This is a genomic window from Dyella sp. SG609 (genome assembly GCF_012275375.1).
Taxonomy (GTDB): domain Bacteria; phylum Pseudomonadota; class Gammaproteobacteria; order Xanthomonadales; family Rhodanobacteraceae; genus Dyella_D; species Dyella_D marensis.
Window position 1 is genome coordinate 1 of record NZ_JAAZQJ010000001.1, and the last position, 25,592, is coordinate 25,592.

The following is a 25,592-nucleotide window of genomic DNA, read 5'->3' on the forward strand; positions in this document are numbered from 1 at the left end:
CTATTTCTCTTTGGTTACTTTCTCTTTGAGCCAGCAAAGAGAAAGTGACTCGGGCGCCGGCAGGCGTCCGAAATGCCCGCTGCATAAGCGGCCAGGTCGCGGTAACGCAAAAAACCAGGCGACAGAAATTGAACCCCGCCCTACGCCGGAATGACGAGCATCAAGCGGGCCTCCGCGCCCCCAACTGCACCAGAATCTCCTGCGCCGTGCGGATGCGCTCCGCCGCCCCGGGCAACTCCAGCAGCACCTTCAGCTTGTCCTGGCCATCCAGCTTGTACACGCGCGGCTGGCCCTGGATCAGGCGGATGATCGCCAGCGGATCCACCTCGGGCTTCTCGCGGAAAGTAATGCGACCGCCGTTCGGCCCGAAGTCCAGCTTGCGGATGCCCAGCGGCGTCGCCATCAGCTTCAGGCCGGCGATGGCGAACAGCGTCTTGGCCTGCTCCGGCAGCAGGCCGAAGCGGTCGATCATTTCCACCTGCAGGTCGCGCAGCGCCTCGTCGTGGCGCGCGCTGGCGATGCGCTTGTAGAGCGTCAGGCGGGTGTGCACGTCGGGCAGGTAGTCGTCGGGGATCAAGGCCGGCAGATGCAGTTCCACCTCGGTCTCGTGCTCGGAGCTGAGGTCGAAGTCCGGCACCTTGCCCGACTTCAGCGCACGCACCGCGCGCTCCAGCAATTCCGTGTACAGCCCGAAGCCGATCTCCTGGATCTGCCCCGACTGCTCGTCGCCGAGCAGCTCGCCCGCCCCGCGGATTTCCAGGTCGTGCGTGGCCAGCGTAAAGCCCGCGCCCAGTTCTTCGAGCGAAGCCAGCGCTTCCAGGCGCTTCTCCGCGTCCGCCGTCATCGCCTTGCGGTCCGGCACGACCAGATAGGCATAGGCGCGGTGGTGCGAACGCCCCACGCGGCCGCGCAGCTGGTGCAGCTGGGCCAGGCCGAAGCGGTCGGCGCGGTCGATGATGATGGTGTTGGCGGTGGGGATGTCGATGCCGGTCTCGATGATGGTGGTGCACACCAGCACGTTGAAGCGCTGGCGATGGAAGTCCGCCATCACCTGTTCCAGTTCGCGCTCGGCCATCTGGCCGTGGGCGATGCCGATGCGCGCTTCCGGAATCAGCTCCTGCAGCTCGCGCGCGGTGCGCTCGATGCTGTCCACCTCGTTGTGCAGGAAGTACACCTGGCCGCCGCGCGCCAGCTCGCGCTGGAACGCCTCGCGCACCGTGGCCGGATCCCACGCGCTGACGAAGGTGCGCACCGCCATGCGGTGCGCCGGCGGCGTGGCGATCAGGGACAGGTCGCGCAGGCCGCTCATCGCCATGTTCAAGGTGCGCGGGATCGGCGTGGCGGTCATGGTCAGCAGGTCGACTTCGGCGCGCAGCTTCTTCAGCTGCTCCTTCTGGCGCACGCCGAAGCGCTGCTCCTCGTCGACGATCACCAGGCCCAGATTCTTGAAGCGGATATCCGGCTGCAGCAGCTTGTGCGTGCCGATGATCACGTCGATCTGGCCTTCGGCCAGGCGCTTCAGCGCGTCGTTCACTTCCTTGGTGGACTTGAAGCGCGACAGCACGTCCACGCGCACCGGCCAGTCGGCGAAGCGGTCGGCGAAGTTGCGGAAGTGCTGCTGCGCCAGCAGGGTGGTGGGCACCAGCACCGCCACCTGCTTGCCGGCGGTGGCGGCGGCGAACGCGGCGCGCAGCGCGACTTCCGTCTTGCCGAAGCCGACGTCGCCGCAGATCACGCGGTCCATCGCGCGCGGCGCGGCGAGGTCGCCGAGCACGGCGTCGATCGCCTGGGCCTGGTCCGGGGTTTCCTCGAACGGGAAGCTGGCGCCGAATTCTTCCACCAGCTGGCGGTCGATCGGCAGCGATTCGCCGCCGCGCGCCTCGCGCTGCGCATAGATGGCCAGCAGCTCGGCGGCCACGTCGCGCACCTTCTCCGCAGCCTTGCGGCGCGCGCGTTCCCAGGCGTCGCCGCCCAGCGAATGCAGCGGCGCCAGTTCCGGCGCGGTGCCGGTGTAGCGGCTGACCAGGCCCAGCTGCGCCACCGGCACGTAGAGCTTGTCGCCCTTGGCGTACTCGATGGTGAGGAACTCGCCCTCGGTGCCGCCCAGCTCCATCGACACCAGGCCCTGGTAGCGGCCCACGCCGTGGTCGACGTGCACGATGGGCGCGCCGATGGTCAGCTCGGTGAGGTCGCGGATGATCGCGTCCGGATCGCGCGCCGCGCCGCGGCGGCGCTTGCGCTCGGTGCGCACGCGCTCGCCGTACAGCTCGCGCTCGGTGAGTACGGTGATCGCCGGCGATTTAAGCGCGAAGCCCTGCTCCAGGCCCGCGATGGCGATGGCGAATTTAGGTCCGCCGCCGTCCGCCGCCAGGAAGCGCGGCCAGCCGTCGATGCTGTCGGGCTTCAGCCCCGCCGCGGCAAGGGTTTCGATCAGCGCCTCGCGGCGGCCGGCCGAATCGGCGGCGATCAGCACGCGGCCCGGATAGCTGCCCAGGAAATGGCGCAGCGAGGTGCCGGGTTCCTCGCCCTTGCGGTTGAGCGGCAGCTCCGGCGCCGGCTGGGTGCCGATGTCGGCGGCGTGTTCGTGGCCGCTGGGCACCACTTCAACGCGCAGTCGGCGGTTGAGCTGTTCGCGCAGTTGTTCCGGCGGCAGGTAGAGTTCGGCCGGCGGCAGCACCGGGCGTTCGATGTCGTGCGCACGCTGGTCGTAGCGCTCGCCGGTCTGCTGCCAGAACTGTTCGGCCGATTCCAGCGCCTCCTCGCCCAGCAGGAAGACGGCGCCCTCGCCGAGATAGTCGAACAAGGTGGCGGTCTGCTCGAAGAACAGCGGCAGGTAGTACTCGATGCCGCCGGGCGTCACGCCTTCCTTCATGTCCTGGTACAGCGGGCAGCGGCGCACGTCGATCGGGAAGCGCTCGCGCAGCTTGCCGCGGAAATCCTTGGCGGCCTGTTCGGTGAGCGGGAATTCGCGTGCCGGCAGCAGCTCCACTTTTTCCACCGGCTGCTGCGAGCGCTGGGTTTCCGGATCGAAGCTGCGGATCGATTCCACTTCGTCGTCGAACAGCTCGATGCGGTACGGCTCGCCCGCGCCCATCGGGAAGATGTCGATCAGCGCGCCGCGCACGGCGAAGTCGCCGGGCTCGGCCACCTGCGGCACGTTGCGGTAGCCGGCCGCTTCCAGCCGGCGCTGCTCGGCGGAGAGATCCAGCTTCTGGCCCTTCTTCAGCACCAGGCCGGAGCCGGTCACGTGGCTGTGCGGCGCGATGCGCTGCATCAGCGTGGCCACCGGCACCACCAGCACGCCGCGCCTGGTCGACGGCAGGCTGTAGAGGGTGGCGATGCGCTGGGAGACGATCTCCGGATGCGGGCTGAAGATGTCGTAGGGCAGGGTTTCCCAGTCCGGGAAATGCAGCACCGGCAGGTCGCCGGCGAACAGCTTCAGTTCGTCCTCCAGCGCGTGCGCGCGCTGCGTGTCGCGCGTCACCGCCACCAGCAGGCCGGCGTGCGCACGGGCGGCTTCGGCCACCAGCAGGGCGCGCGAGGAGCCGTGCGGCGGCGTCCAGTAGCGGCGGTGCTTGGGCGTGGTGGGAAGGGCGGGGAGCAGAATGGGACTGGGCATGTCGCGCTGGCGTTCCGTGGGTTCGGCCAGGACGGCCGCGCCGGTGAAAGCGGGCAAGTGTAACGCGACCGCCCCGGCGAGCCGGGGCGGTCGGAAGTCATATGGGAGTTTGCCGCGGTGTATGCGCCACCGCGGTGCCGCGGCTCAGAGCCGCAGGGAGATCTGCGTGGTGCCGGGTTCTTCCGGGCTCAGGCGGCGCACGAAGCCCAGTTCCTTGCACAGCTGCAACATCGGGCGGTTCTCCAGCAGCACGTAGCCCCAGAGCTCGGCCAGGCCGCGCTGGCGGCAGTCGTCGACCAGGCGCTGCATCAGCAGGGCGCCCAGGCCGACGCGGGCCCAGTCGCGCTCCACCAGCACCGAGAATTCCGCGCTGTTGGCCGCCTCGTCCACATAGATGCGGCCCACCCCGCGCATTTCCGCCGGCTGCACGGTCTCGTCCATCAGCACGTAGGCGCTTTCGACGGCCGGGTCCACCCGGCTCAGCCGCTGCGCCATCGGCGCCGGCAGCTCGGACATGGCGTGCAGGAAGCGGCGGCGGATGTCCTCCGGCGACAGCCGGCCGAAGCAGCGCTGCAGCGCTGCCACGTCGCCCGGCTCGATCGCGCGCAGGCGCAGCTCGCGGCCGTCGCGGGTGCGGACCAGCTCACCCTTGGGCGAGGTGCTGACCTCGGCCAGCCGGGGGCGGGCGAAGCGCTCGTTGCTGGGCGGGGGCAGGGGACGACGGGCGGGGGACATATCGGTAAGGAAGTTCGCAGCCATGTTCCGTACTTTACCGTATTGTGTGCATCGCAACATGAACAAAACTGGTTTACAGGCGTGGCTTTACGTCGCGCTTGAGTCCGTTCATGTTGCGGCCCGGCACGCCTCCGGGAAGACGGCCTCCGGCCGAGTCGCCACAATGCGCGGACGATCGGCCAGATGGCGCCGACAGGGAGCGGGGCATGGGCAAGGCCGGCAAGGGCATGACGGTGGTTCAGCTGGAAGCCCTGTGCGGGGCCTGGCCGGGGGTGACCCGCGACATCAAGTGGGGCGAGGACCTGGTCTTCAGCGTGGGCGGCAAGATGTTCGCCATCACCCGCGCCGAGCAGGCGGCCCATGGCCACCGCCTGGCGCTGAAGGTGGCCGACGACCGCTTCCTGGAGCTGACCGACCAGCCGGGCATCGTCCCCTCGCCCTACCTGGCCCGCGCGCACTGGGTCGCCGTGGTGGAGCCGGAGCGCTTCGCCACCGGCGAGCTGGACGCGATGGTGCGCGACTCCTACACCCTGGTGCGCGCCAAGCTCACCAAGAAACTGCAGAAAGAGCTGGCGCCCCTGCCGCCGGCCTGAATCGACGGGAATAACGATGAAACAGCATCTCGGCGCCCTGGCGCTGCTCGTGGCCGATTACGACCAGGCCATCGCCTGGTACACCCGCGTGATGAATTTCGAGCTGATCGAAGACACCCGCCTGGACGAGGAAAAACGCTGGGTGGTGCTGGCGCCGCGCGGCTCCACCGAAACGCGCCTGCTGCTGGCCCGCGCCTCCAATGAGGAACAGCGCGCCTCGATCGGCCACCAGGCCGGCGGCCGCGTGTTCCTGCTGCTCAATACCGACGATTTCTGGCGCGACTACGAACGCATGAAAGCCGCCGGCTGCACCTTCTGCGAGGAACCGCGCGAAGAGGCCTACGGCACCGTGGTGGTGTTCCAGGACCTCTACGGCAACAAGTGGGATCTGCTGCAGCGCAAGTAAGGCGTTGCGCTCAGTCCGCCACGTCCGGCTCGAAGAAGCTCCACGCCACGTCCGGGAAGCGCGCCTTCATGGCGCGCTCCACCGCATTGATGTTGTGGATCAGCGCGAGATTGTCCGCCGCCGGCGCCATGCGCGCCTTCACCGAGACCATCACGTCCGGGCCCAGCTGCAGGGTGATCAGGTTCAGCACCTCGGCCACTTCCGGCCGCTCGGCCAGGAACGCCAGCAGCTCCTGGCGGCGGCGCGGCTCCACGCCCTGGCCGATCAGCAGGGCTTTCACTTCCACCGCCACGGCGATGGCGACCACCACCAGCAGCACGCCGATGGCGATGGTGCCGACCGCATCGAACAGCAGGTTGCCGGTGAGGATGGTGGCGAGGATCGCCAGCAGCGCCAGCGCCAGGCCGAGCAGGGCGGCCAGGTCTTCGCCGAAGATCACCAGCAGCTCGCTCGAACGGGTCTCGCGGAACCACTGCCACAGGCCCATGCCGTCGCGCGCCTTGTTCACTTCCTGCATGCAGCCGCGCATCGAGATGCCTTCCATCACGATGCCGAACACCAGCACGCCCACCGCCAGCCACGGACGCTGCAGCGGCTCGGGCGAACCGAGCTTGTGCACGCCCTCGTAGATGGAAAACATGCCGCCCACGCTGAACAGCAGGATGGCCACCAGGAAGGACCAGAAATACAGCGCGCGGCCCCAGCCCAGCGGATAGTCCTCGCTGGGCGGGCGCTTGGCCTGGCGCATGCCCAGCAGGAGCAGGCCCTGGTTGCCGCAGTCGGCCAGCGAATGGATCGCCTCGGCCAGCATCGCGCCGGAGCCGGTCAGCACCGCGGCGGCGAGCTTGCTGAGAAAGATGGCGAAGTTGGCGCCCAGCGCCAGCAGCACCGCCTTCAACGAATTCGCATGACCCGACATCGGACTCTTCCCTGAAACCTAAGTAATGAATGAAACGCGCGTCAGCGGATGCCCACGCCCACGCCCACGCCGAAATGCACGTTGTTCTTGCCGCTGCTCAGCTCGCTGGCGGTCCACACGTGCGACTGGTTCACCTTCACCAGCGGGAACACGTAGGGCGCCTCGCCGACCTTGCCGGCGCGGCTGCCGCTGATCTGGCCGTCGATGGTCATCAGCGCGCCGGCCGGGTAGTCCATCGGTTCCACATAGCCGGGCATGGTGGCGATAAAGCGGCCCAGGCCGCTGTCGTTCGCCTTCGGGCGCTGCGAGCCATCGAGCGGATAGGCCAGCACTTCGATCTCGCTGCGGTCCGGCAGGTTGCGCACCGCCACCACGCGGCCGCCCCAGATCACCGGCGCATTGCTGTAGCGCTCCGGCGCCTCGGCCACGTTGAACGGCGCGGCGGCGAGGGTGCCGGTGGACTTGTAGATCGGCGCGGGCGCGCAGGCGCTCAGGCCGAGCAGGGCGGCGGCGGCCGCCAGGCGAAGGACGAGATAGGCGTTCGGCATGCGCATGGTCGGTCTCCTGCGTGAGGTGGGACGGTGGGACGGCGCGGGTCGAGTGTCGGCGCGAGGGCGCGCCAGGTCGAGTGTCCGCGCGCGTGCGCGGACGCGGCGCCAAGCTTAGCCGCGGGGCGGCCGGGGGCGATAGCGGCTCAGTCGGCTTCCTGGATCAGCCAGTCCAGCTTCCAGTTGGCCGGGCGCTCCTGCGACAGCAGCCGGCTCATCGCGCGCAGCGGTTCGCGCAGCACCTCGTCGAACTTCCACGGCGCATTGAGGATGATCATGCCCGAGCCGTTGAGGCGCAGCGGCGAGTCGTCCGGACGCAGCAGCAGTTCCGCGCGCAGCGCGCGGCGCACGCCGCTGTGCTGCACCCAGCGCAGGAACGGCTGCACCTGGCTGCGCAGCTTGATCGGATACCACACCGCATACACGCCGGTCGGCCAGCGCAGCAGCGCGGCTTTCAGCGCCTGCTCGATGGTGCGGTACTCGGCTTCCTGCGCCTCGTACGGCGGATCGATCAGTACCAGGCCGCGCTTTTCCTTCGGCGGCAGCAGGCCTTTCAAGGCTTCGTAGCCGTTGCGCTCGTGCACGTGCACGCGGCGGTCGTGATGGAACAGCTCGCGCAGGCGCGTGGCTTCGTCCGGCTGAAGTTCGCACAGCTGCGCGCTGTCGATCTCGCGCAGGGCATTGGCGGCCTGCAGCGGCGAACCCGGATACAGGCGCAGCCCGTCCTTGTTGCCGGGCAGCGCCAGCACCGAGTCCAGCCAGTGGCGCAGCAGCGGCGGCAGCGGGCCGGAAGGAGTGCTCTGGTGCAGGTCGGGGAACAGCAGGCGGGCGATGCCGTCCTTGTATTCGCCGGTCTTGCCCGCTTCGGCGCTGTCGAGCGCATAGCAGCCGCTGCCCGCATGCGTGTCGATCAGGCAGAACGGCGTGGGCTTGGCCTTCATCGCCTCGATCAGGGCGAACAGCACGGTGTGCTTGAGGACATCGGCGAAATTGCCGGCGTGGTAGGCGTGGCGATAGTTCATTCCGCCATTGTAGGTTGGGGTGAGCCCCAGGCGAACCCCAACGTTGCCGCCATGTTGGGGTTCGCCTGGGGCTCACCCCAACCTACGCCATGCGGTGAAGCCGCTTGAAGCCAACTCCAGAGTTGTTCCCCCTGGTGCCCGCTGGCATCCTCCGGCTCATGTTCCATCGCCTCCTGCAATCGCTACGCCGTTCCCGCGCCCTGTTCGCGCTGGCGCTGTGCGCGTGGCTGCTGCTGGCGGGCATGGCCTGGGCCGCGGGCGGCTGCTGCGACGACATGCGGCCGGCGCCGGCCAAGGCGATGCAGATGGACGGCCATGCCGGCATGCATGGCATGCACGACGCGCAGCCGCAACCGCCGCATACGCATGGCCACGCGGCGCCGGATTGCACCTGCGCGCACGCGCCGGCCAGGCTGGACGGCGTCGCCATCGTCGCCGCCGCGCATCCTTCGCCCGAACGTCTGGGCCTGCCGCGCGGCAGCGAAGCCGCGCCGCAACAGCCCGCCAAACCTCCCTTGAGACCCCCGTCGGCCTGACTGTCGTGCATGGCGCGGCCGCTACGGCCGCTCTTTATCCATGCCTGCGCGGCAGGCACGAGCATGACGGAGTTTCAGCATGAACAAGCAAGATCCGCGCGGCTTCCAGCTGCCGCGACGGCGTTTCGTACAAGGCCTGGCCCTGGGCGGCGTGGCCGCCGGCCTCGGCCTGTGGCGCGGCGATGTGTTGGCGCAGATCGCCCAAGCGCCGCGCGCCGAACTCAGCGGCACGCATTTCGAACTGGAGATCGGCGAGCTGCCGGTCGATTTCACCGGGCGGCGGCGCATCGCCACCGTGGTCAACGGACAGTTGCCCGCACCGCTGCTGCGCTGGCGCCAGGGCGACACCGTCACCTTGCGCGTGCGCAACCGCCTGCCGGTGACCAGTTCCATCCACTGGCATGGCATCGTGCTGCCGGCGGACATGGACGGCGTGCCCGGCATCAGCTTCGACGGCATTCCGCCGGGCGGCGAATACCTCTACCGCTTTAGCGTGAACCAGGCCGGCACCTACTGGTATCACAGCCATTCGCGTTTCCAGGAACAGATCGGCTTGTACGGCCCGATCGTGATCGAGCCGCGCGACGGCGAACGGCATGCCGCGCAGCGCGACTACACCATCCTGCTGAGCGAGTGGACCGATACCGACCCCGAGCGCATCTACGCCAACCTCAAGAAGCAGAGCGACTACTACAACCTGGGCAAGCGCACGGTGGGCGATTTCGCCGGCGACGTGCGCCGGCAGGGTTTGAGCGGCGCGCTGGCGGAACGGCGCATGTGGCAGCAGATGCGCATGGACACCACCGACCTCGCCGACGTCTCCGCCATGGCCTACACCTATCTGATCAATGGCCGCGCGCCGGCCGGCAACTGGACCGGCCTGTTCGCGGCGGGCGAGAAGGTGCGGCTGCGCTTTATCAACGGCTCGTCGATGACCTTCTTCGACGTGCGCATTCCTGGTTTGAAGATGACCGTGGTCGCCGCCGACGGCCAGCCGGTGGAGCCGGTGACGGTGGACGAATTCCGTATCGGCACGGCCGAGACCTACGACGTGATCGTGGAGCCGTCCGCCGACCGCGCCTGGACCATCTTCGCGCAGAGCATGGACCGCAGCGGCTACGCCCGCGCCACGCTGGCGCCGCGTGCGGGCATGGCGGCGGAGGTGCCGCCGCTGGATCCGCGCCCGCTGCTGAGCATGGGCGACATGATGGGTTCCATGGGTCACGTGGGCATGGGTCATGAGGGCATGGGCCACGACATGGGCGATATGAGCGGCATGGATCACGGCAGCCACGGCATGGCGGCCATGCCCGCGCTGAAGACCGGCGTGGAAGTAGACATGCGTGTGCCGCAGCCGCGCCGCAATCTCGACGACCCCGGCGTGGGCCTGCGCAATACCGGCCGCCGCGCGCTCAGCTATGCCGACCTGCATGCGGTGGATGCGCCGATCTCGCCCGAGGTGGACCGCGAACTCACCCTGCGCCTGACCGGCAATATGGAACGCTACCTGTGGTCGTTCGACGGCACGCGTTTCTCCAACGCCGAACCGCTGCGCCTGAAGCATGGCGAGCGCGTGCGCATCACCCTGGTCAACGACACCATGATGACCCACCCGATCCATCTGCACGGCATGTGGAGCGAGCTGGAAAACGAGCATGGCGATTTCCAGGTGCGCAAGCACACTGTGGTGGTGCAGCCGGCGCAGCAGCTCAGCTACCGCGTCAACGCGGATGCGCTGGGCCGCTGGGCCTACCACTGCCATCTGCTCTACCACATGGAGGCGGGCATGTTCCGCGAGGTGGTGGTGGCATGAGGACGAAGCGCCATGCACTTGCCGCGCTGCTCTTGCTGTTGCCGTTTGCCGCGGCCGCGCAGGACGCCATGCAAGGGCACGAACATCACCATCCATCGATGCCTGCCACGGCTCCAGCGCAGCCGCAGGCGATGGACGACATGCCGGACGTGCAGATGGATCCGCAAGATGAGCATGCCGGCCACACCATGCCGATGCCTGCCGCGCTGCCGCCGAACGGCCACGTTCCGCCGCCGCCTCCGCAACACCAGCCCGCGCCGATGCCACCGGAGCACATGGTGGACATGATGCAGATGGACGACCTCGCCAGGCGCGGCATGTGGCTGTTCGATCGCCTCGAACGCACGCGCGGCGTCGGCGGCGACTACGCCACCGCATGGGAAGCCGAAGGCTGGTGGGGCAGCGACACCAACCGCGTATGGTTGCGCACGGAAGGCGAGCGCAGCGCGGAAGGCACCCAGGATGCGCGCGCCGAAGTGCTGTGGGGCCACGCGTTCAGCACGTTCTGGGACTGGCAGCTCGGCGTGCGCCACGACTTCGGCCATGGCCCGGACCGCCAATGGGTGGCCGCGGGCGTGCAAGGCCTGGCGCCGTACTGGTTCGAAACGCAGGCGACGTTCTACGCCGGTACGCGGGGACGCACCGCCTTGCGCCTGCAGAGCAGCTACGACCTGCGCTTCACCCAGCGGCTGATCCTGGCGCCGGAGCTGGAAGTGAACTTCTACGGCAAGGACGACCCGCAACGCGGCATCCGCGCCGGCCTGTCCGAAGCCGAAGCGGGCCTGCGCCTGCGCTACGAATTCAGCCGCCGCTTCGCGCCGTATATCGGCGTGAACCACACGCGGCGTTTTGGCCAACCCAATGGTCTGCCCACCGGCCTGCCGCGTCGCGAGACGACCTGGCTGGCCGGCGTGCGGCTCTGGTTCTGAGGAGGATCCTGCGATGAAAGCTTTGCTGTTGTTTCTTGTATTGGCGACGGTTGCCGCGGCGGCCTTCGTGTATTCCGGCGTCTATCCGATCGGCGCCGACCAGCCCCATTGGGCCGTGACCGAACGTGCGGTGGAGGTGCTGCGCGATCGTTCGATCGAGAAGCAGGCCGCCGGTATCGCCGTGCCCGCGCTGGACGATCCAGCGCGCATCCGCCGCGGCGCGATGCATTACGCCGAGATGTGCAGCTCCTGCCATCTGACGCCCGGCATGCGCGATACCGAGTTGCGCAAGGGCCTGTATCCGCAGCCGCCGGACTTGGCGAGGCATGGCGTGCACGATCCGGCGGAGGCGTTCTGGACGATCAAGCATGGCGTGAAGATGAGCGCGATGCCGGCCTGGGGCCGCAGCCATGACGATGCGGCGATCTGGGATATGGTGGCGTTCCTGCAGGTGCTGCCGAAGCAGGACGAGGCGGCGTTCGAGGCGATGGCGGGATCGGCGGGGGACGATGGGCATGGTGGTGGGCATCATCATCACGACGACGAGCATGACGACGATCATTGAACATCGCGTAGGTTGGGGTGAGCCGAAGGCGAACCCCAACGTATCGCCACGCTGGGGTTCGCTGGCCGCTCACCCCAACCTACGCCCGAGTGAAGGCGAGTCGATCAGTAGGCGAGCGTGATGCGCTTGTTCTCCGCATCCCGCTTCTCCACGCGATCCAGCAACCCGGCCGCGTAATCGGCGATCGAAATCCGGCTGTTGCCCTGGGCATCCACCAGCAGTTGCTCGCCACCCACGCGATACTTGCCGGTGCGCTCGCCCGGCTCGATCAACGCAGCAGGACTCAGGTACGTCCACGTAATGCCCTGGCTGGCGCGAAACACTTCCAGCGCCTTCCCCTGCGCCTCCGCTTCCGGCTTCCACGCCGCCGGGAAATGCGCGTCGTCGATCACCCGCTTGCCCGGCGCCACTTCCAGCGTGCCCGCGCCACCCACCCAGAACAGGCGCTGCACGCCGGCCTTGGGCAGGTTTCCGATCAGCACGCGGGCGTTGGCGGGCACCAGCTCCGGATCGCCATCGCGGCGTGCCGACAGGCTGGCCACCGCGGCATCGGCGCCGCGCACGGCGTCGCTCCAGCTTTCCGGCCTGGCTGCGTCGCCGGTGACCACGGTGAGCTTGGCATTCTTCTGCGGCAGGCGCGCAGCATCGCGGACGACCGCGACCACGTCGTAACCGCGCGCGAGCGCTTCGTCGAGGATGCCCTGGCCGATATGGCCGGTGGCGCCGAACAGTGCGATTTTCATAAGCGAGCTCCGGTGAGGGACAGTCGATAAAGAAAGGGGGAGGTTGCGGACGACATGCTGCGGCTTACGGCCACTGCTTCTCGCCCTTGCTGACTTTCGCGCTCAGTTCCAGCGATGCTTTCTCGCCGGCCTTGGGGTAGCGCTTTTCCATCGCGGCCACGAGCGCGGCGGCGTCCTTGGCCTTGGCGGCTTCGGCGTCATAGGCCTGGATGTAGCCGCGGGTGTAGCGCACCTGGCTCAGGTCGAACGGCGTGCCTTCCTGGTAGTGGCCCGGGATTACCTTCGCCGGCTTGAGCTGTTCGATGCGGTCGAGCGTGGCGAGCCACTGCGCATGCGATGCCGGCGTCTGCGTATCGGCCATCCATACATGCAGGTTGCTGAACACCACCACGCCGCCGACCACCGCCTTCAGCGAGGGAATCCAGACGAAGCTGCGCTCCGGCGTCGGGCCGTCGAGGCCGACGACGTCCAGCGCGCGCCCTTCGAGCGTCAGGCGGCTGCCTTCGAGCACGTCCGGCACCACCAGCGCGGCGGGCGCATCCTGCTTGAGGATCGGCCCCCAGTACGCGAGCTTCGCCTTCGACGAGGCCTGGATATGCTCCACGGTGGGTTTGCTGGCGACGATCTTCGCATCGGGGAAGGCGGCGTGCAGCACGTCCAGGCCGAAGTAGTAATCCGGATCGCCGTGGCTGATGTAGATGGTGGTCAGGTGCCGGCCCGAGGCCTTGATCTTCTCCACCAGCTTCTGCGCATCGCCCTTGGCGAACTGCGCGTCGACCAGCACGGCATCGCGCTCGCCTTCGACCAGCACTGAAGCGACCGGAAAGATGCCTTTGTCGCCGGGGTTGTAGACGTCCAGCTTCAGGGGCCGGGCGGCATCCTTGGCCTGGGCCGCGCCGGCCAGGGCGAGGGACAACAGCAGGGCAGTGCGTAGCTTGCGCATGGGAGTGTCTCGCGATGGGAACGGGGCGAAGCATGCGCCGATCATTGATACGGATATACGTATCAACGGATAATTCACTGTAAAGTCTGGATTGACAGTGAGCGGAGGCGCGCATGGCGCACGAGGTCAATCTCAACCGGCTGGCGGTGTTCGCGGCGCTGGTGCGCGCCGGTTCCTTCACCCGCGCCGCGGAGGAACTGGGCATGACCAAGGCGATGGTCAGCCAGCACCTGGCGCGGCTGGAGCAGGAGCTGGGCGTGACCCTGCTGGTGCGCAGCACGCGGCGCATGTCGCTGACCGAGGCGGGCGCCACTTTCCACGCCGATTGCGTGCGCATCCTGGCCGATGCGGAAGCGGCGATCGAACGCGCCGGCGAAAGCCGCGACGCACCGCGCGGCACCTTGCGGCTTACCGCCTCGCTCGACTATGGCATCGCGGTGGTGGTGCCGCGGCTGGCCAGCTTCATGCGGCGCTATCCGGCGGTGCAGGTGGACCTGGTGCTGAGCGACCACATCACCGACGTCATCGCCGAACGCTTCGACCTGGCCATCCGCGGCGGCTGGCTGCGCGATTCCACCTTGCGCGCCACGCGGCTGGGCAGCTTCCGCCAGCTGCTGGTGGGCGCTCCGGCGTATCTGGCCGAACATGGCACGCCGCGGCGGCTGGACGATCTGGCCGCGCATGGAGCGATCGCAATGTCCGCGCTGCCGGTGCCGCTGCGCTGGCAGTTCACCGGCCCGGGCGGTGCGCGCCGCACCCTCCGCCTGCGGCAGGCCGCGCAGGCCAACAGCGCCGCCGCGGTGCGCGGCCTGGTGCTGGCGGGCACGGGCATCGCGGTGCTGCCGGATTACCTGGTGGAAGAGGACATCCGCGCCGGGCGCCTGGTCGCGCTGCTGGCGCAGTACCGCCTGCCGGAAGGCGGCGTGCACGCGGTGTATCCGGGGCGCAAGGCGCCGGCCAAGGTGCGCGCTTTCATCGACCATCTGCAGGGCGAAATGGCGCCGCCGCTCACTCGATGACGTTGGCGGTGAAGTAGGTTGGGGTGAGCCATGGGCGAACCCCAACAATACGCAACGCTTGAAGTTGACGATGTTGGGGTTCGCCCATGGCTCACCCCAACCTACGCCGGTGGCGGGTCATTCGTCCTCGTCGTCCGTGCCGTCGGCTTTCCAGTAGCCGGTCGCACGCACCCATTCCTTCGGCACGCCACGCTCCGCAAGCATCAAGCGCATGTTGCGCGCGCGCCGCGATTCGGCCGCGATCCAATAGAACGCATCGCCCTTTGGCGACACGCCGCGCAGCGCGTCCTCCAGCAGCGTGCTGACCGCGGCATCCACGCCGTCGCGCTCGAACCATCTCACGTCGCATTGCGCATCGGTAAACAGCACCTGGCGATCGGACTCATCGGGCACTTCCACCAGCACGGTGGCCGACGCCGACGCCGGCATTTCCTCCAGCCAGCGGCCGATCGCCGGCAGGCCGGTCTCGTCCGCCACCAGCACGTAGTGGTCGAAATCGTCGGCCACCACGAAGGAACCGCGCGGGCCGCCCGCACCGATGACATCGCCGACCTTGGCCGCATCCGCCCAGGTCGAGGCGGGGCCGTCGCCATGCAGCACGAAATCCACGGTCAGCTCGCCATGCAGGGTGTCGTGGTGGCGCGGCGTGTAATCGCGCATCGGCGAAGGATCGGCGCCGGGTGGATACTCGAGGCCGTTCGGCCCGCGCTTGGGGAACACCAGTTCGCCGGCATCGTTGGGGAAGAACAATTTGACGTGATCGTCCGGCGCGCCGCTGAAAAAACCTTCCAGCTCGGCGCCGCCCAGCACGATGCGCTGCATGTGCGGCGTCAGCCGCTCCACGCGCCGTACTGCGAGCCGGCGCATGCGCACTTCATGCATCACCCTGCGGGATTCGTGTCTGCTCATGAAAACCTCGGAACGAAAGGGGAACGCCACCGCGCATGGCGGGGCGGAAACCGGGTGGCTGGCCGAGGGGCGTGGCGCCGGAGGGAAAGTCGCGATGCGGATGTGGGCCGCGGCGACGGGTATTTCAAGCCGGGCCGCGGCAGCGCGCGGCCCGGCTACATGCCATGGCGCGGATCACTCGCGGCGCGAACCCGCGGCGATATCGGCGGCGGCCTTTTCCAGGATCGAGGCGACACGCTGCGTCTCCGCCTTGCTCCAGTCGGAGGCGCCGCGCATCAGCAGCGCATGCTTGAGCGCGTGCATCGCATTGCGGATCGACATCGGCAGCGACATGCGCGCCGCCATGCGCGCGCTTTCCTCGGTGCGGCTCATCACCGCCTGCACCGCCGAGCGGTTCTCGTCGAGGAAGGCGCGGCCGGCATCGGTAATCGCATACAGCTTGCGGCCGCCCTGTTCGTTCTCGACCTGGGCATGGCCCAGTTCCTCGAGCATGGTCAGGGTGGGGTAGATCGCGCCGGGGCTGGGCGAATAGTGGCCGTGGAACATCTCTTCGATCAGGCGGATCAGTTCGTAGCCGTGGCGCGGCTGCTGCTCGATCAGCGCCAGCAGCAGCAGCTTCAGGTCGCCGTGGCCGAACATGCGGCCACCGCCGCCGCGGCGGCCGCCGCCGCGCAGGCCGGCCCATTCGGCGAAGAAGTCGCCGCCCATGCGGTCGCCGAAGTGGTGGCCGCGGCCGAAGTGGTGCTCGTAGCGTTCGTGGCGCTCGCCGCCTTCCCAGTCCATGTCGTCGGCCTGGAAGGGATGGAAGCGTTCGCGCATGTAGTGGTGATGCAGGTGGTGGTACTGGCGAAGGGCGTGGAAGAAGTGGCGGGGGCTGCGCATGATGAGTTCCGATATATCGTAAGTTGGCGCTGACGATATATCGAAAGAATATCGAGTGCAAGTGTCCCGTCGTCCCGGGACGATATATCGTTTAACCCATAAGTTATTGATGCGGCTGGTTCGAAGGCGTCTTGCCCGAACGCATCTGCTGCAGCACCCGCTGGCAGGTATTCGGCTGGCCGCCCTGGCTGGCCACCACCAGCGGCAGCAGGGCCGCGGCCGGCGCGGCGAGCACGCCCAGCGCCACGGCGCCGCCGCCGCGCAGCAGCAGCGGGCCGGTGTGCACGCCCACGTCGGGGTTCTTCAAGGTGCCGCGCACGTACAGCGGCGAGCGCAGGGTGAATACGCGCAGGCCCTTGCTGTGCGGCTTCACGTCCAGGTCCAGCTGCTCGGTGGCGAAGTTGACCTTGCCGTCGACATTGATCAGCGCGTCCTCGGTGTCGAACACGAACAGCCGCGTATTGAACACGCCGTTGTCGGCGGCGAAGTCTGTGGCGGCGCAGTTGATCTTCACTACCTTGTCGCCGAACAGCTTGCCGATGACGATATTGCCGACGTTGAGGCCGGCGGTTTCGAGCAGGTTCTTGCTGATCGCGCCGTCGTTCATCAGCAGCTTCAGTTCACCGTCCGCGCTGCCGAGCAGGGCGGCCACCGAATTGCCCTGCGCCTTGAGGCTGGCGTCGCCGTTGATCTCGCCGAAGCTGGCATTCATCGCCTGGAAGGTGGGGAACAACTGCTTCAGTTTCAGTCCGCGCAGGCGCAGGTCGATCGCGCCGCGCATCGGCGCCTGGCTCCCGTCCAGGCGGACGGTGCTGCCGACGCGGCCGCCGGCCACGCCGAAATCCAGCGGGTCCAGCAGCAGCACGCCGTTGTCCAGCACCACGTGGGTCTGCAGCGAATCGATCGGCAGGTCCGCGCCGCGCACGATGCGCGCGCCGGTGAAGTGCACGTCGGCATCCATGGCTTTCCAGCGCTCGGTGCGGAACGGTTCCACCGGCAGCGCCTTGTCCGCCGGTTGCGGCGTGGCGTCGCCGCGGCGCTGCTTCTCGGCATTGGAGTCGGCACCGATCAGCGGGGCCAGATCGGAGAACTGCAGCAGCTGCGAGCGCAGCGTGCCGCTGAGCTTGGGCCGCGCACCGCCGGTGACGAAATCCAGATTGCCGGCGAGGTCGCTGCCGCCGACGCGGCCGCGGAAGTTGCGATAGCTGAAATGGCTGCCGCCGCGCGCGAGCTGCGCGACGAGATGGCCTTCGGTGGCATAGGGCGGCGTATCCGGCAGCGTAACGCCGGTGATGGTGTAGAGCTTGGCCATGCTGGTGCCGGAGAACCACAGCTTCACATCGAGCGCGCCCAGGTGCAGCGGGTCGGTCAAGGTGCCGACCAGGGCGATATGGCTGTCGCCGATATGCACGTCGGCCTGCAGCGGGAACGGACGGTCGGTGTCCTGCAGCGCGATCACGCCGCCGGTCTTGCCATTGCCCTTGAGCGGCGCGCCCTGGTAGCTGCCGGTGGCCTGCCAGGCGAACAGATAGGCCGTGCGCGAAGCCTTGGCGTCGACTTTGTCCTCGTCCTTCTCTTTGCTCGCCGCCAGCGCCTTGCGCGCAGCGCCGCCGGCCGTGCGTGCGGCCTGGTCGCGCGCATCGTCGGACTGCTGCTGCATGATCTGGGCGAACGGAATCGCCTGCTGCAGCGGTTGCACGTCCACCTGCAGTTTCACCTTGCTCACCGCATCGTCGTAGCCGATCTGCCCGCGGTCGAAGCCGATCGCGCGCAGATCCATCTTCCACGACGAAGGTTCATCGCTCTTGCCGAAGGCGAAGTCCCAGTTGGCCTGGTCCGGCGCCTGCCGTTCGAGATCGACCACCGGATGTTCCAGCTGCACGCTGGGAATGACGATGCGATGCGCCAGCAGCGGCAACGGCGACACGCGCACGCGCACTGCGTCCAATTGCGCGAACTGCGGCTGCTTCGCCCACTCGGGGTTGGCGATGCGGATATCGCGCGCGATCAGTTCCGGCCACGGAATCCAGCCGCCCAGGCCGCTTTCGCCGGGCTCGCGGCGCCATGCCACGCTGAGGTCGCCCTGGATGACGAAGGGCCGGCCCACCGCCTGGCTCACCTTGTCGTTGATGGTGGGCTTGAGGCGATTCCAGTCGTAGGTGGCGATGATCAGCACCGCCAGCGCCAGCAAGGCCACCGGCAGTGCGGCTAACGACCAGATCCACAGCTTGCGGCTTCGCTTCATGCCTTCCTCCCGCGCCACTTCCATCGCGACAGATAACCGCATGCGCGAAAAAATTGTGTATGTGCGGGGTCCTGCGCTCAGAACCCGTTCACGCTGCGCGCAGCGGGCTGATCCTGCACGCGCACGCCTGGCGCAGGTTGGGGTGAGCCGCGGGCGAACCCCAACGGGGCGACGATGTTGGGGTTCGCCTGCGGCTCACCCCAACCTACGCCAGGTGCTGAGGCAGTGCTCAGGGCTTCGCTTCGCGCACCGGGATATTGATGCTGCACAGGTCGATCTTGCCCGCCGGGTTGCGATAGAAATCGTCGCGGCGGTTGCGCTTGGCTTCGATCAGCGCGGCGAAGGTGGCGCTGTCGGTGCGCAGCACTTCGATATTCGGACGCTCCTTCGCCGGCATGTCGGCAGCGAGCTTCACCGACTCGATGGTGGTGCGCTGCTCCGGCTTCTCGTAGAAACCCAGCGGACCGGTTCCGCGCGGAAAGGCCGAGAGAAACTCCATGCCCTGGATCACGCGGCCCGCTACGGCGAGATTGCGGTCTAATCCGCGCGGGGCCTGGCCGATGATCGCGTACAGCGAGCTGCCGCTGCCGGTGTCGGGGCCGACGTCGCGCGCCACGCCCACCGCGCCGTAGCAATGCGTCAGCCATTCCTGTCCGCTGGCCTTGTCGCGCGCGGCGGGGAAGCCTTCGCTGAAGCCCACTTCCGGTGCATACACGTCGCCGTCCGGCAGCGCGGTCCATGGCAGCTTGGCGTCGATCGGGCGGGTGTATTCGGAAGGCACGGTCTTCTTGGCCTTGCCCAGCGAACGCAGCTTGCTCTTGTCGCCCTTGTCGTCGTCTTCCGGATCGCCCCACTGCGCGACGAAGTTGTCCTGCACGCGGATGATCGCCAGGCCGTCGAAATAATGTTCGTGCACCAGGGTGCGGATGTTGTCGGCATGCAGCGGCGTGAAATCCGGCGCCAGCTCGATCAGCACCTTGCCCTGCGGCAGGCGCATCTCCAGCAGGTTGTTCGGGTCGGGCTTGCGCCATTCGGCGGGCTTGGATTGCTGCAGCAGCTCCTTCGGCGTCGCCGACTTGGTCGCCGGAGGCGTGTCGGCCAGGGCCGGCAGAGCCAGGGCGCAGAGCAGGGAAAGGCCGAGCAGGCGCGGAACGGGTCGGGACATGGCAGACCTTGGCGGTGTGGTGGAAACCCGCCGGAAGGTAGCAGAGTGCGCGGCCGGCGACGCGGGCCCCCGGGTCATTGGCGCAGGTCATTGACCCGGGGTCATTGATCCGGGGTCATTGGCCGTAGGAGCAGGCGCCGATCCAGTCGGGCGGGGCGGGGGACAGCCGCTGCGCCACCGGCAGGTAGCCGTCGTCCAGTTGCGCGGCCAGCCAGTACAGCGGGGCCGCGGTCTTCGGATCCCACGGGCCGCTGTAGCCCTTCTCGCCGGCCTGCTCGCGGTCGCGGTCGAACTTCACCCGGGTGTGCACGAACTCCTGGTGCGTCCTGCTGCCCTCTGCATAAGGGCGCAGCCAGTCCAGCGCCTTCGCCAGCGAGGCGCCCTGCGGCGTGGCGTAGCGCAGCCAGTCGTCGCCGAAGGGTTTGGCGGCGAGTGCTGCGGCAACCAGCGGTTGCAGGTCGTACACCACGTAATGCAAGGCATCGCGTTCGGCAAAATCGATCACTTCGCCGTCCGGCTTGATGTTGTCGGCGACCTGGCGCTCGAACAGTTCGTGCGCGGTTTTCAGCATGGCCTGGTCGCCGAGCGCGGCGGCGGCGAGCGTCACCAGCTTGATGCGGTGGCTTTGCCAGTTGTTGGTCGCGGTGCCGGGCTTGTGTTCCGTGGGAAACGCGTGGATGCGTGCGATATAGCCATCGCCCAGCTTGCGCAGCAGGGCGCGGGTGCCGTCGCGCGTCGATGCGGGCAGGGCGGCGGAAGTCAGCACGTAGGCGTCGATCAGGCCGTCGAGATTGGTTTCGTCGATCGGATTGAAATCCGGCTGATACGTGTTCGACCAGGCCGCGAGATAGGCGTCGACCTGATGCAGATAGCGCGCATCGGCGCTCAAGCGCCAGGCCAGCGCCGCCTGCCGCATCAGCGGCCAGTCGCGTTCGGCTTCGATGCTCTGGTCGCGAATGCCTTGATGGGGAAGCGTGCCTTCGGTGTGCACATGGGCGAGCGCGTGGGGCTGGTCGTCCAGATGTTTTTCCGCGGCAGCGAGGACTTGTTTGGCGGATGCATTCTGCTCTCCCGCGCCCGGTGCCTTGGGTTGGCACAGGGTGATGGCGCGCGGTGGCGTCATGGTTCCGCGCATCTGCGCGGTGGCGGTGGCGGTGAACAACGCAGCGATGGCGAGCGACAGCGCAATGGATCCACGTGGCATGACGGCTCCTGGCCTTCCTTTTGCGCCAGTGTGCCGCGCCGGGCGCTTGCCGGAGGTGAGGCAAGTTCCTGCGGTCAGCCGCGGTCCGGGTTATGCCGAGGGCTACGCCGTACGGGCCGCGCGCGTGCCGAACCAGGCCAGCGCTTCCTCCCACAGCGGCTGCGCGTGCTGGCGGAAATAGCCCATATGGCCCAGCGACCCGAAGCCTTCCTTCTTCGCATCGACGTCGCGCCGTTCCAGCGGCGCCTGGCGATAACCGCCGACGAAGGCATCGCGCGAGCGCGGCAGCGCCCACAGATCGTCCAGCGCATTGGCGGCGACGATCGGCGTGCGTACGCGGGCATAGACGTCGGCGATATGCGCCATCGCCGGATCGTCGAAGAAGTAATGCGGAAAGCCGCACCAGCGGCGCCAGTCGCGATACACGCCGATCGGCAGGTCTTCGCCCGCGCCCAGCGATTTCCAGGGCATATAGCCCATCAGCCGGGTCAGTACCGGCAGCAGTACGTTCCACGCCAGCCAGATGCGCGTGCGCTCCGGCTGCGGCATCCAGCCGTGCCAGCCGGCGCCGACGCCGAACAGATAAGCGCCGGCAAGGCGCTCGTGATTGGGCAGCAGGCCCAGCGCGTGGCCGCCGAAGGAGTGGCCGACGAGATACAGCGGCGTCGCATCGGCGGCGAAGTGATCCACCGCCGCGGCAAGGTCCAGCGTGGCCCAGTCGAGAAAGCTCATCTCGAAGCCTTTCAGCCTGGCCGGGCGCGAAGCACCGACGCCGCGGTAATCCATGGTGAGGACGGAATAGCCGCGCGCATTGGCGAATTCGGCGAAGCGGCGATAAAAACCCTGCGGCACGCCGGTGGCGCTGCCCACCACGATGCGTGCCGTCTCGTTGCCATGGGCGCGATAGAACACGGCGCCAAGCCGATAACCGTCCTGCGCCACCAGGGTGAGCGTCTGGCCAGAGTGGGTGGGGATAGCATTCATGCGAGCTCCTTTCGCCTTCGCCGGTCCGGCCCATGGTAAACGAGCGGGCATTGCCGACGCAGCGATATGCACTAGGCTTGCGCCAGGACCAGCCAGGGTGAAGGACCATGTTTCGCGCCACCAACATCTATACCGGCCAGGACGTCGATGCCGAGGACCTGTGGTCGATGGAGCCGGTCGACCCGGATGGTTTCGCCTGCCCCGACTGCGGCTCCAAGGTCTATCCCACTTCGTATCGCCCGGAAAACCTGCGCCGCGCCCATTTCGCCGCCAAGCCGAAATGCCCGCCGTGGTGCCCGAGCAATGGCGAGGCCGACCTGCTCAAGCGTGCCCGCACGGAATCGCTGAGCGAGGACGACGGCAGTTTTCCCGGCTATATGCCCGCGGGTTTTCGCCTGCCGGTGGAAACGGCGCCGGCCGAAGGCGCGCCAGGCGCGGGCGCCGTCGAAGGCGAGGGCAAGGCGCGCCGTGCACCCGCCGCGCCGCCGGAGCATGGCGCACGCCAGCGACCGCGCGTCACCACGAGCTTTCGCGATATCTGCCGCGCCTATCTCAACTTCCCCAACGACCGCCATCGCGAGCTGCACTTTCTCGATCTGTACGGCACCACCTACGACGAAGTGATCTGGCGCCTGCGCACCAGGCAGGAGCATCTGATCCGCTATCCGATCCCCCATCTTTTTCACGGCCCCATCGGTTGGCGCGCACCCGAAGTCACCGACGCCCACGCGCTGATCGAGATGGACGTAAAGGAATGGCACGACGGCAAGCCCGGCCGTCCGTACCAGGTAAAAGTGCTGTGGGGCGACTGGACCCAGCGCCAGCGCAATGCCCTGCTGCGCGAAGTGGAAACCGCCAGCAACGAAGCCAGGGACCTGAAGAAGGCCGGCAGCAAGGACCGCAGCCTGCTGTTCTTCGTCGGACAGCAGGAGAAGGGCGACGACGCCATCTTCGTGGTGACGGAGCGCAAGCTGATCTGCTGCCTGACCGGTTTCGACGGACGGCCGGCGAAGCGGAAACCCTGAGGCCGGAGACGCGTGAAGGCATGGTCACAATCGCATGTACAGCCCATGTTCTAATCGCGCCACGTATACGGAAACGCAGCTTGAGAAAGGAGTCCCCATGGGCATTCGCGCCGAAGTGACGGTGGTGGACGGTTCGAGGCATCGGGCCTTTCCGCAGCTCATACGCCAGGCGCCGGCCGGGTGCCGGTGAGTCCGGGGAGCCAGGATGGACATCCCGTCACTGATGTACGAAACCGTCTCCTCGCTGGCCTGGTCGATGTTCGAGGCGAGCGAAGCCGGGCAGGCGGCTATCTATTGGCGCAGCTATAACGCCTTGCTCGCCTATTGCGAGGAACAGGAAGCCCAAGGCGTGCGCCATCCGTTTCCATGGGAAACACTGGCCGACTTCACGCACGACGACCTCGCCGCCGTGCCGCTTTATCTGCATGCGCTGGGTCAGGCCGAACAGGCCGACGCTTATCGGGCGTCGATTCTGCTGGAGCTGGCCCGGCGCTACGTCGGCTGTGGCCAGGCCGAGGCTGCGTGGGGCTGCGCTTCACAGGCCAATACGCATGCCGCTTCGGTGGACGATGTGGATCTGAAGCGGGACATCAGCGTTCTGTTGCTCAAACTTTCCGCTGAGCGGTGAGTCCGGCAACTCGTCATTCCGGCGCAGGCCGCTACGTAGCGAGGCAATCTCCATGGACCGCATCGACGCCATGAAAGTCTTCGTCGCCGCGCTCGACGAAGGCAGCCTCGCCGGGGCCAGTCGCAAGACGGGGCGTTCGGCGGCGGCGGTGAGCCGCGCCATTGCGTTTCTCGAAGCGCACGTCGGCGTGCCGCTGCTTCATCGCACCACGCGTTCGCTGAAACTGAGCGAGGCGGGCGAGCGCTACGCCATGGCCTGTCGCAAGGTGCTGGCCGATCTCGAAGAAGCCGACCGCAACGCCGCAGGCGAGCGTTCGGTGCCGCGCGGCACGCTGACCATTTCGGCCACCGTATTCGCCGGCGTGGAAATCCTCCGGCCTATCGTCGATGCGTACATGGACGAATTCCCCACGGTCAGCGTGCGGCTGCATCTGCTGGAGCGGCCGGTGAATCTGGTCGAGGAAGGCATGGACCTGGCGCTGCGCATCACGCATCTGCCGGATTCCACCCTGGTCGCGCATCGCATCGGCGAGGTGCGGCGGGTGGTGGTGGCGTCGCCGCGTTATCTGGCGAAGCATCCGCGCATCGTGGAACCGGCGGACCTCGGCAAGCATCAGCTGATCGCGATGACGCATATGGGGCCGGAGTCGTGGAGCTTCCCGCCGCAGGAGGGTTCGTCGGTGCCGCGCGCCGTGGCGTTTACGCCGCGCCTGGTGGTGAACAACGTGCGCGCCGCGATCGATTCGGCGGTCGAAGGCCATGGCGTGACGCGCCTGCTTTCCTATCACGTGGCGCCGCAGATCAGGGCGGGAGGGCTGCGCATCGTGCTGGCGGATGCGGAGCCGGCGCCGATACCGGTGCATCTGGTTTCGCCGTACGGCCGCCTGGCCGTGCCGAAAGTGCGCGCCTTCGCCGACTTCGCGCTGCCGCGCCTGCGCGCGCGTTTCGCCAGCTTCGCCAAGGAAGTGGAGATGGCGCCGGATGCGCCGATTCCACCGCGGCGCGGAAGAATGTCTGCCGGGTGACGGGGATTCGCTGGTTTCAGGTGTGCGCCTAGATTGGAGGCATCGGGCAGGCAGCCCGATCGGCGATAAGCCGAACCTCCTTTCCCCCAAGAGACGCACCCCATGAACAGCCAACAGAAAGTCGCCATCGTCACCGGCGCATCGCAAGGCATCGGCGCAAGCCTCGTCAGGGCTTTCCGCGACCGCAACTACCGCGTGCTTGCCAATTCGCGCTCGATCCAGCCGTCCAGCGATCCGGACGTGATCGCCGTAGCCGGCGACATCGCCGAGCGTGCCGTCGCCGAACGCATCGTGGCGGAAGCGCTGGGGCGCTTCGGCCGCATCGACACCCTGGTCAATAACGCCGGCATTTTCACCGCCAAGCCGTTTACCGCATTTACAGCGGAGGATTACGCCGCCAACATCGCGGTCAACCTCACCGGTTTCTTCCATATCACGCAGCTGGCTATCGCGGAGATGGAGAAGCAGGGCAGCGGCCACGTGGTGAGCGTCACCACCAGTCTTACCGATCACGCGATCGACGGCGTTCCGGCGGCGCTGGCCGCGCTGACCAAGGGCGGCCTGAATGCCGCCACCAAGTCGCTGGCCATCGAATATGCCAAGCGTGGCGTGCGCGTGAATGCGGTATCGCCCGGCGTGATCAAGACGCCGATGCACGCACCGGAGACGCACGGCTTTCTCGCAGCGCTGCATCCGGTGGGCAGGATGGGCGAAGTAGCCGATATCGTCGATGCCGTGCTGTACCTGGATTCGGCGGGCTTCGTCACCGGCGAGATCCTGCACGTCGACGGCGGCCAGAGCGCCGGTCACTGAAACGGATGGGCCGGCCGTGGCCGGCCCTTTCATCACCGCGAGGAAAGCGTCATGCCTTATATCAATATTCAAATTACCCGCGAGGGCACCGCGCCCGGCCGCAATGCGGCCACCGCCGAAGAGAAGGCCGCCCTGATCAAGGGCGTCAGCCAGCTGATGCTGGATGTCTTGGACAAGCCCTTGGATTCCACCTTCGTGGTGATCGACGAAGTGGAGACGGAGAACTGGGGCTGGGGCGGCTTGCCGGCGCTGGAATATCGACGGCAGCGCGAAGCGGCGAAGAAGTAAGCCGGGAGGCCGCGCGGGCAGTGCCGCGCGGCCGT

Annotated in this window: 25 protein-coding genes; 12 read left to right on the forward strand and 13 right to left on the reverse strand. The window is 67.7% G+C overall.

The window, feature by feature from the left end:
* Positions 1-160: 160 nt before the first annotated feature.
* Entirely contained in the window at positions 161-3,619 is a 3,459-nt protein-coding gene (mfd, locus tag FHW85_RS00005) for a transcription-repair coupling factor (protein ID WP_168646892.1), read from the reverse strand.
* 144 nt (positions 3,620-3,763) lie between these two features.
* On the reverse strand, positions 3,764-4,378 hold the full coding sequence (locus tag FHW85_RS00010; protein ID WP_168646893.1) for a GNAT family N-acetyltransferase: 615 nt from the start codon (positions 4,376-4,378) through the stop codon (positions 3,764-3,766).
* 182 nt (positions 4,379-4,560) lie between these two features.
* Between FHW85_RS00010 and FHW85_RS00015 the strand changes: the two genes are divergently transcribed.
* Positions 4,561-4,947 (forward strand): MmcQ/YjbR family DNA-binding protein, encoded by a 387-nt coding sequence (locus FHW85_RS00015; RefSeq protein WP_168646894.1) that lies wholly within the window; start codon positions 4,561-4,563, stop codon positions 4,945-4,947.
* Between the two features lie 16 nt (positions 4,948-4,963).
* Entirely contained in the window at positions 4,964-5,353 is a 390-nt protein-coding gene (locus FHW85_RS00020) for a VOC family protein (RefSeq protein WP_168646895.1), read from the forward strand.
* Positions 5,354-5,363: 10 nt separating this feature from the next.
* On the opposite strand, the gene FHW85_RS00025 is transcribed toward FHW85_RS00020, so the two are convergent.
* The 3 genes from FHW85_RS00025 to rlmJ form a co-directional block, all read right to left on the reverse strand.
* The gene (locus tag FHW85_RS00025; protein WP_167253842.1) at positions 5,364-6,272 is read right to left on the reverse strand and encodes a cation diffusion facilitator family transporter; all 909 of its coding nucleotides are present in this window, start codon (positions 6,270-6,272) and stop codon (positions 5,364-5,366) included.
* 41 nt (positions 6,273-6,313) lie between these two features.
* Positions 6,314-6,826, reverse strand: coding sequence for a Slp family lipoprotein (locus tag FHW85_RS00030; RefSeq protein ID WP_167253844.1), 513 nt, complete (start codon positions 6,824-6,826; stop codon positions 6,314-6,316).
* A gap of 140 nt (positions 6,827-6,966) precedes the next feature.
* Positions 6,967-7,842 (reverse strand): 23S rRNA (adenine(2030)-N(6))-methyltransferase RlmJ, encoded by an 876-nt coding sequence (rlmJ, locus tag FHW85_RS00035; protein ID WP_168646896.1) that lies wholly within the window; start codon positions 7,840-7,842, stop codon positions 6,967-6,969.
* A 158-nt stretch (positions 7,843-8,000) separates the two neighbouring features.
* On the opposite strand from rlmJ, the gene FHW85_RS00040 reads away from it, so the two are divergent.
* The 4 genes from FHW85_RS00040 to FHW85_RS00055 all read left to right on the forward strand — a co-directional run bounded on the left by FHW85_RS00040 (position 8,001) and on the right by FHW85_RS00055 (position 11,685).
* A complete protein-coding gene (locus tag FHW85_RS00040; protein WP_168646897.1) occupies positions 8,001-8,378 on the forward strand; it encodes a hypothetical protein in 378 nt (125 codons plus the stop codon).
* A 79-nt stretch (positions 8,379-8,457) separates the two neighbouring features.
* The gene (locus FHW85_RS00045) at positions 8,458-10,191 is read left to right on the forward strand and encodes a copper resistance system multicopper oxidase (RefSeq protein WP_168646898.1); all 1,734 of its coding nucleotides are present in this window, start codon (positions 8,458-8,460) and stop codon (positions 10,189-10,191) included.
* On the forward strand, positions 10,188-11,120 hold the full coding sequence (locus FHW85_RS00050; protein WP_168646899.1) for a copper resistance protein B: 933 nt from the start codon (positions 10,188-10,190) through the stop codon (positions 11,118-11,120). Before FHW85_RS00045 ends, FHW85_RS00050 begins: the two co-directional genes overlap by 4 nt.
* A gap of 13 nt (positions 11,121-11,133) precedes the next feature.
* Positions 11,134-11,685 (forward strand): cytochrome c, encoded by a 552-nt coding sequence (locus FHW85_RS00055; RefSeq protein WP_168646900.1) that lies wholly within the window; start codon positions 11,134-11,136, stop codon positions 11,683-11,685.
* Between the two features lie 104 nt (positions 11,686-11,789).
* Here the strand turns inward: FHW85_RS00055 and FHW85_RS00060 are convergent, their stop codons facing one another.
* On the reverse strand, positions 11,790-12,428 hold the full coding sequence (locus FHW85_RS00060) for an NAD(P)-dependent oxidoreductase (RefSeq protein ID WP_168646901.1): 639 nt from the start codon (positions 12,426-12,428) through the stop codon (positions 11,790-11,792).
* 64 nt (positions 12,429-12,492) lie between these two features.
* The gene (locus FHW85_RS00065) at positions 12,493-13,371 is read right to left on the reverse strand and encodes an MBL fold metallo-hydrolase (protein WP_168646902.1); all 879 of its coding nucleotides are present in this window, start codon (positions 13,369-13,371) and stop codon (positions 12,493-12,495) included.
* 113 nt (positions 13,372-13,484) lie between these two features.
* Between FHW85_RS00065 and FHW85_RS00070 the strand changes: the two genes are divergently transcribed.
* The gene (locus FHW85_RS00070) at positions 13,485-14,390 is read left to right on the forward strand and encodes a LysR family transcriptional regulator (RefSeq protein ID WP_168646903.1); all 906 of its coding nucleotides are present in this window, start codon (positions 13,485-13,487) and stop codon (positions 14,388-14,390) included.
* A 117-nt stretch (positions 14,391-14,507) separates the two neighbouring features.
* Here the strand turns inward: FHW85_RS00070 and FHW85_RS00075 are convergent, their stop codons facing one another.
* From FHW85_RS00075 to FHW85_RS00100, 6 genes are all read right to left on the reverse strand, one after another.
* Positions 14,508-15,299 carry a siderophore-interacting protein gene (locus tag FHW85_RS00075; RefSeq protein ID WP_168646904.1) on the reverse strand — a complete coding sequence of 264 codons (792 nt, stop codon included), beginning with the start codon at positions 15,297-15,299 and terminating at the stop codon, positions 14,508-14,510.
* A gap of 174 nt (positions 15,300-15,473) precedes the next feature.
* Positions 15,474-16,181, reverse strand: coding sequence for a PadR family transcriptional regulator (locus tag FHW85_RS00080; protein WP_243867970.1), 708 nt, complete (start codon positions 16,179-16,181; stop codon positions 15,474-15,476).
* A gap of 103 nt (positions 16,182-16,284) precedes the next feature.
* Positions 16,285-18,426: an AsmA family protein gene (locus FHW85_RS00085; protein WP_168646905.1), complete on the reverse strand. Its 2,142-nt coding sequence runs from the start codon at positions 18,424-18,426 to the stop codon at positions 16,285-16,287.
* A 229-nt stretch (positions 18,427-18,655) separates the two neighbouring features.
* Positions 18,656-19,591, reverse strand: a complete 936-nt coding sequence (locus FHW85_RS00090) for a peptidylprolyl isomerase (protein ID WP_168646906.1) — start codon at positions 19,589-19,591, stop codon at positions 18,656-18,658.
* Positions 19,592-19,706: 115 nt separating this feature from the next.
* The gene (locus FHW85_RS00095; RefSeq protein ID WP_168646907.1) at positions 19,707-20,795 is read right to left on the reverse strand and encodes an alginate lyase family protein; all 1,089 of its coding nucleotides are present in this window, start codon (positions 20,793-20,795) and stop codon (positions 19,707-19,709) included.
* Positions 20,796-20,897: 102 nt separating this feature from the next.
* Positions 20,898-21,779, reverse strand: a complete 882-nt coding sequence (locus FHW85_RS00100; protein WP_168646908.1) for an alpha/beta fold hydrolase — start codon at positions 21,777-21,779, stop codon at positions 20,898-20,900.
* Positions 21,780-21,886: 107 nt separating this feature from the next.
* Here FHW85_RS00100 and FHW85_RS00105 point away from each other — a divergent pair, with 107 nt between their 5' ends.
* The 5 genes from FHW85_RS00105 (at position 21,887) to FHW85_RS00125 (ending at position 25,557) form a co-directional block, all read left to right on the forward strand.
* Positions 21,887-22,804: a hypothetical protein gene (locus FHW85_RS00105; RefSeq protein ID WP_168646909.1), complete on the forward strand. Its 918-nt coding sequence runs from the start codon at positions 21,887-21,889 to the stop codon at positions 22,802-22,804.
* Positions 22,805-23,027: 223 nt separating this feature from the next.
* Complete coding sequence (locus FHW85_RS00110; protein WP_168646910.1) at positions 23,028-23,432, forward strand: hypothetical protein; 405 nt, start codon at positions 23,028-23,030, stop codon at positions 23,430-23,432.
* A gap of 52 nt (positions 23,433-23,484) precedes the next feature.
* Positions 23,485-24,456 carry a LysR family transcriptional regulator gene (locus tag FHW85_RS00115; protein WP_168646911.1) on the forward strand — a complete coding sequence of 324 codons (972 nt, stop codon included), beginning with the start codon at positions 23,485-23,487 and terminating at the stop codon, positions 24,454-24,456.
* Between the two features lie 102 nt (positions 24,457-24,558).
* Complete coding sequence (locus tag FHW85_RS00120) at positions 24,559-25,269, forward strand: SDR family oxidoreductase (RefSeq protein WP_168646912.1); 711 nt, start codon at positions 24,559-24,561, stop codon at positions 25,267-25,269.
* 51 nt (positions 25,270-25,320) lie between these two features.
* Positions 25,321-25,557 (forward strand): 4-oxalocrotonate tautomerase family protein, encoded by a 237-nt coding sequence (locus FHW85_RS00125; protein ID WP_167253880.1) that lies wholly within the window; start codon positions 25,321-25,323, stop codon positions 25,555-25,557.
* The last annotated feature ends 35 nt before the right edge of the window (positions 25,558-25,592 follow it).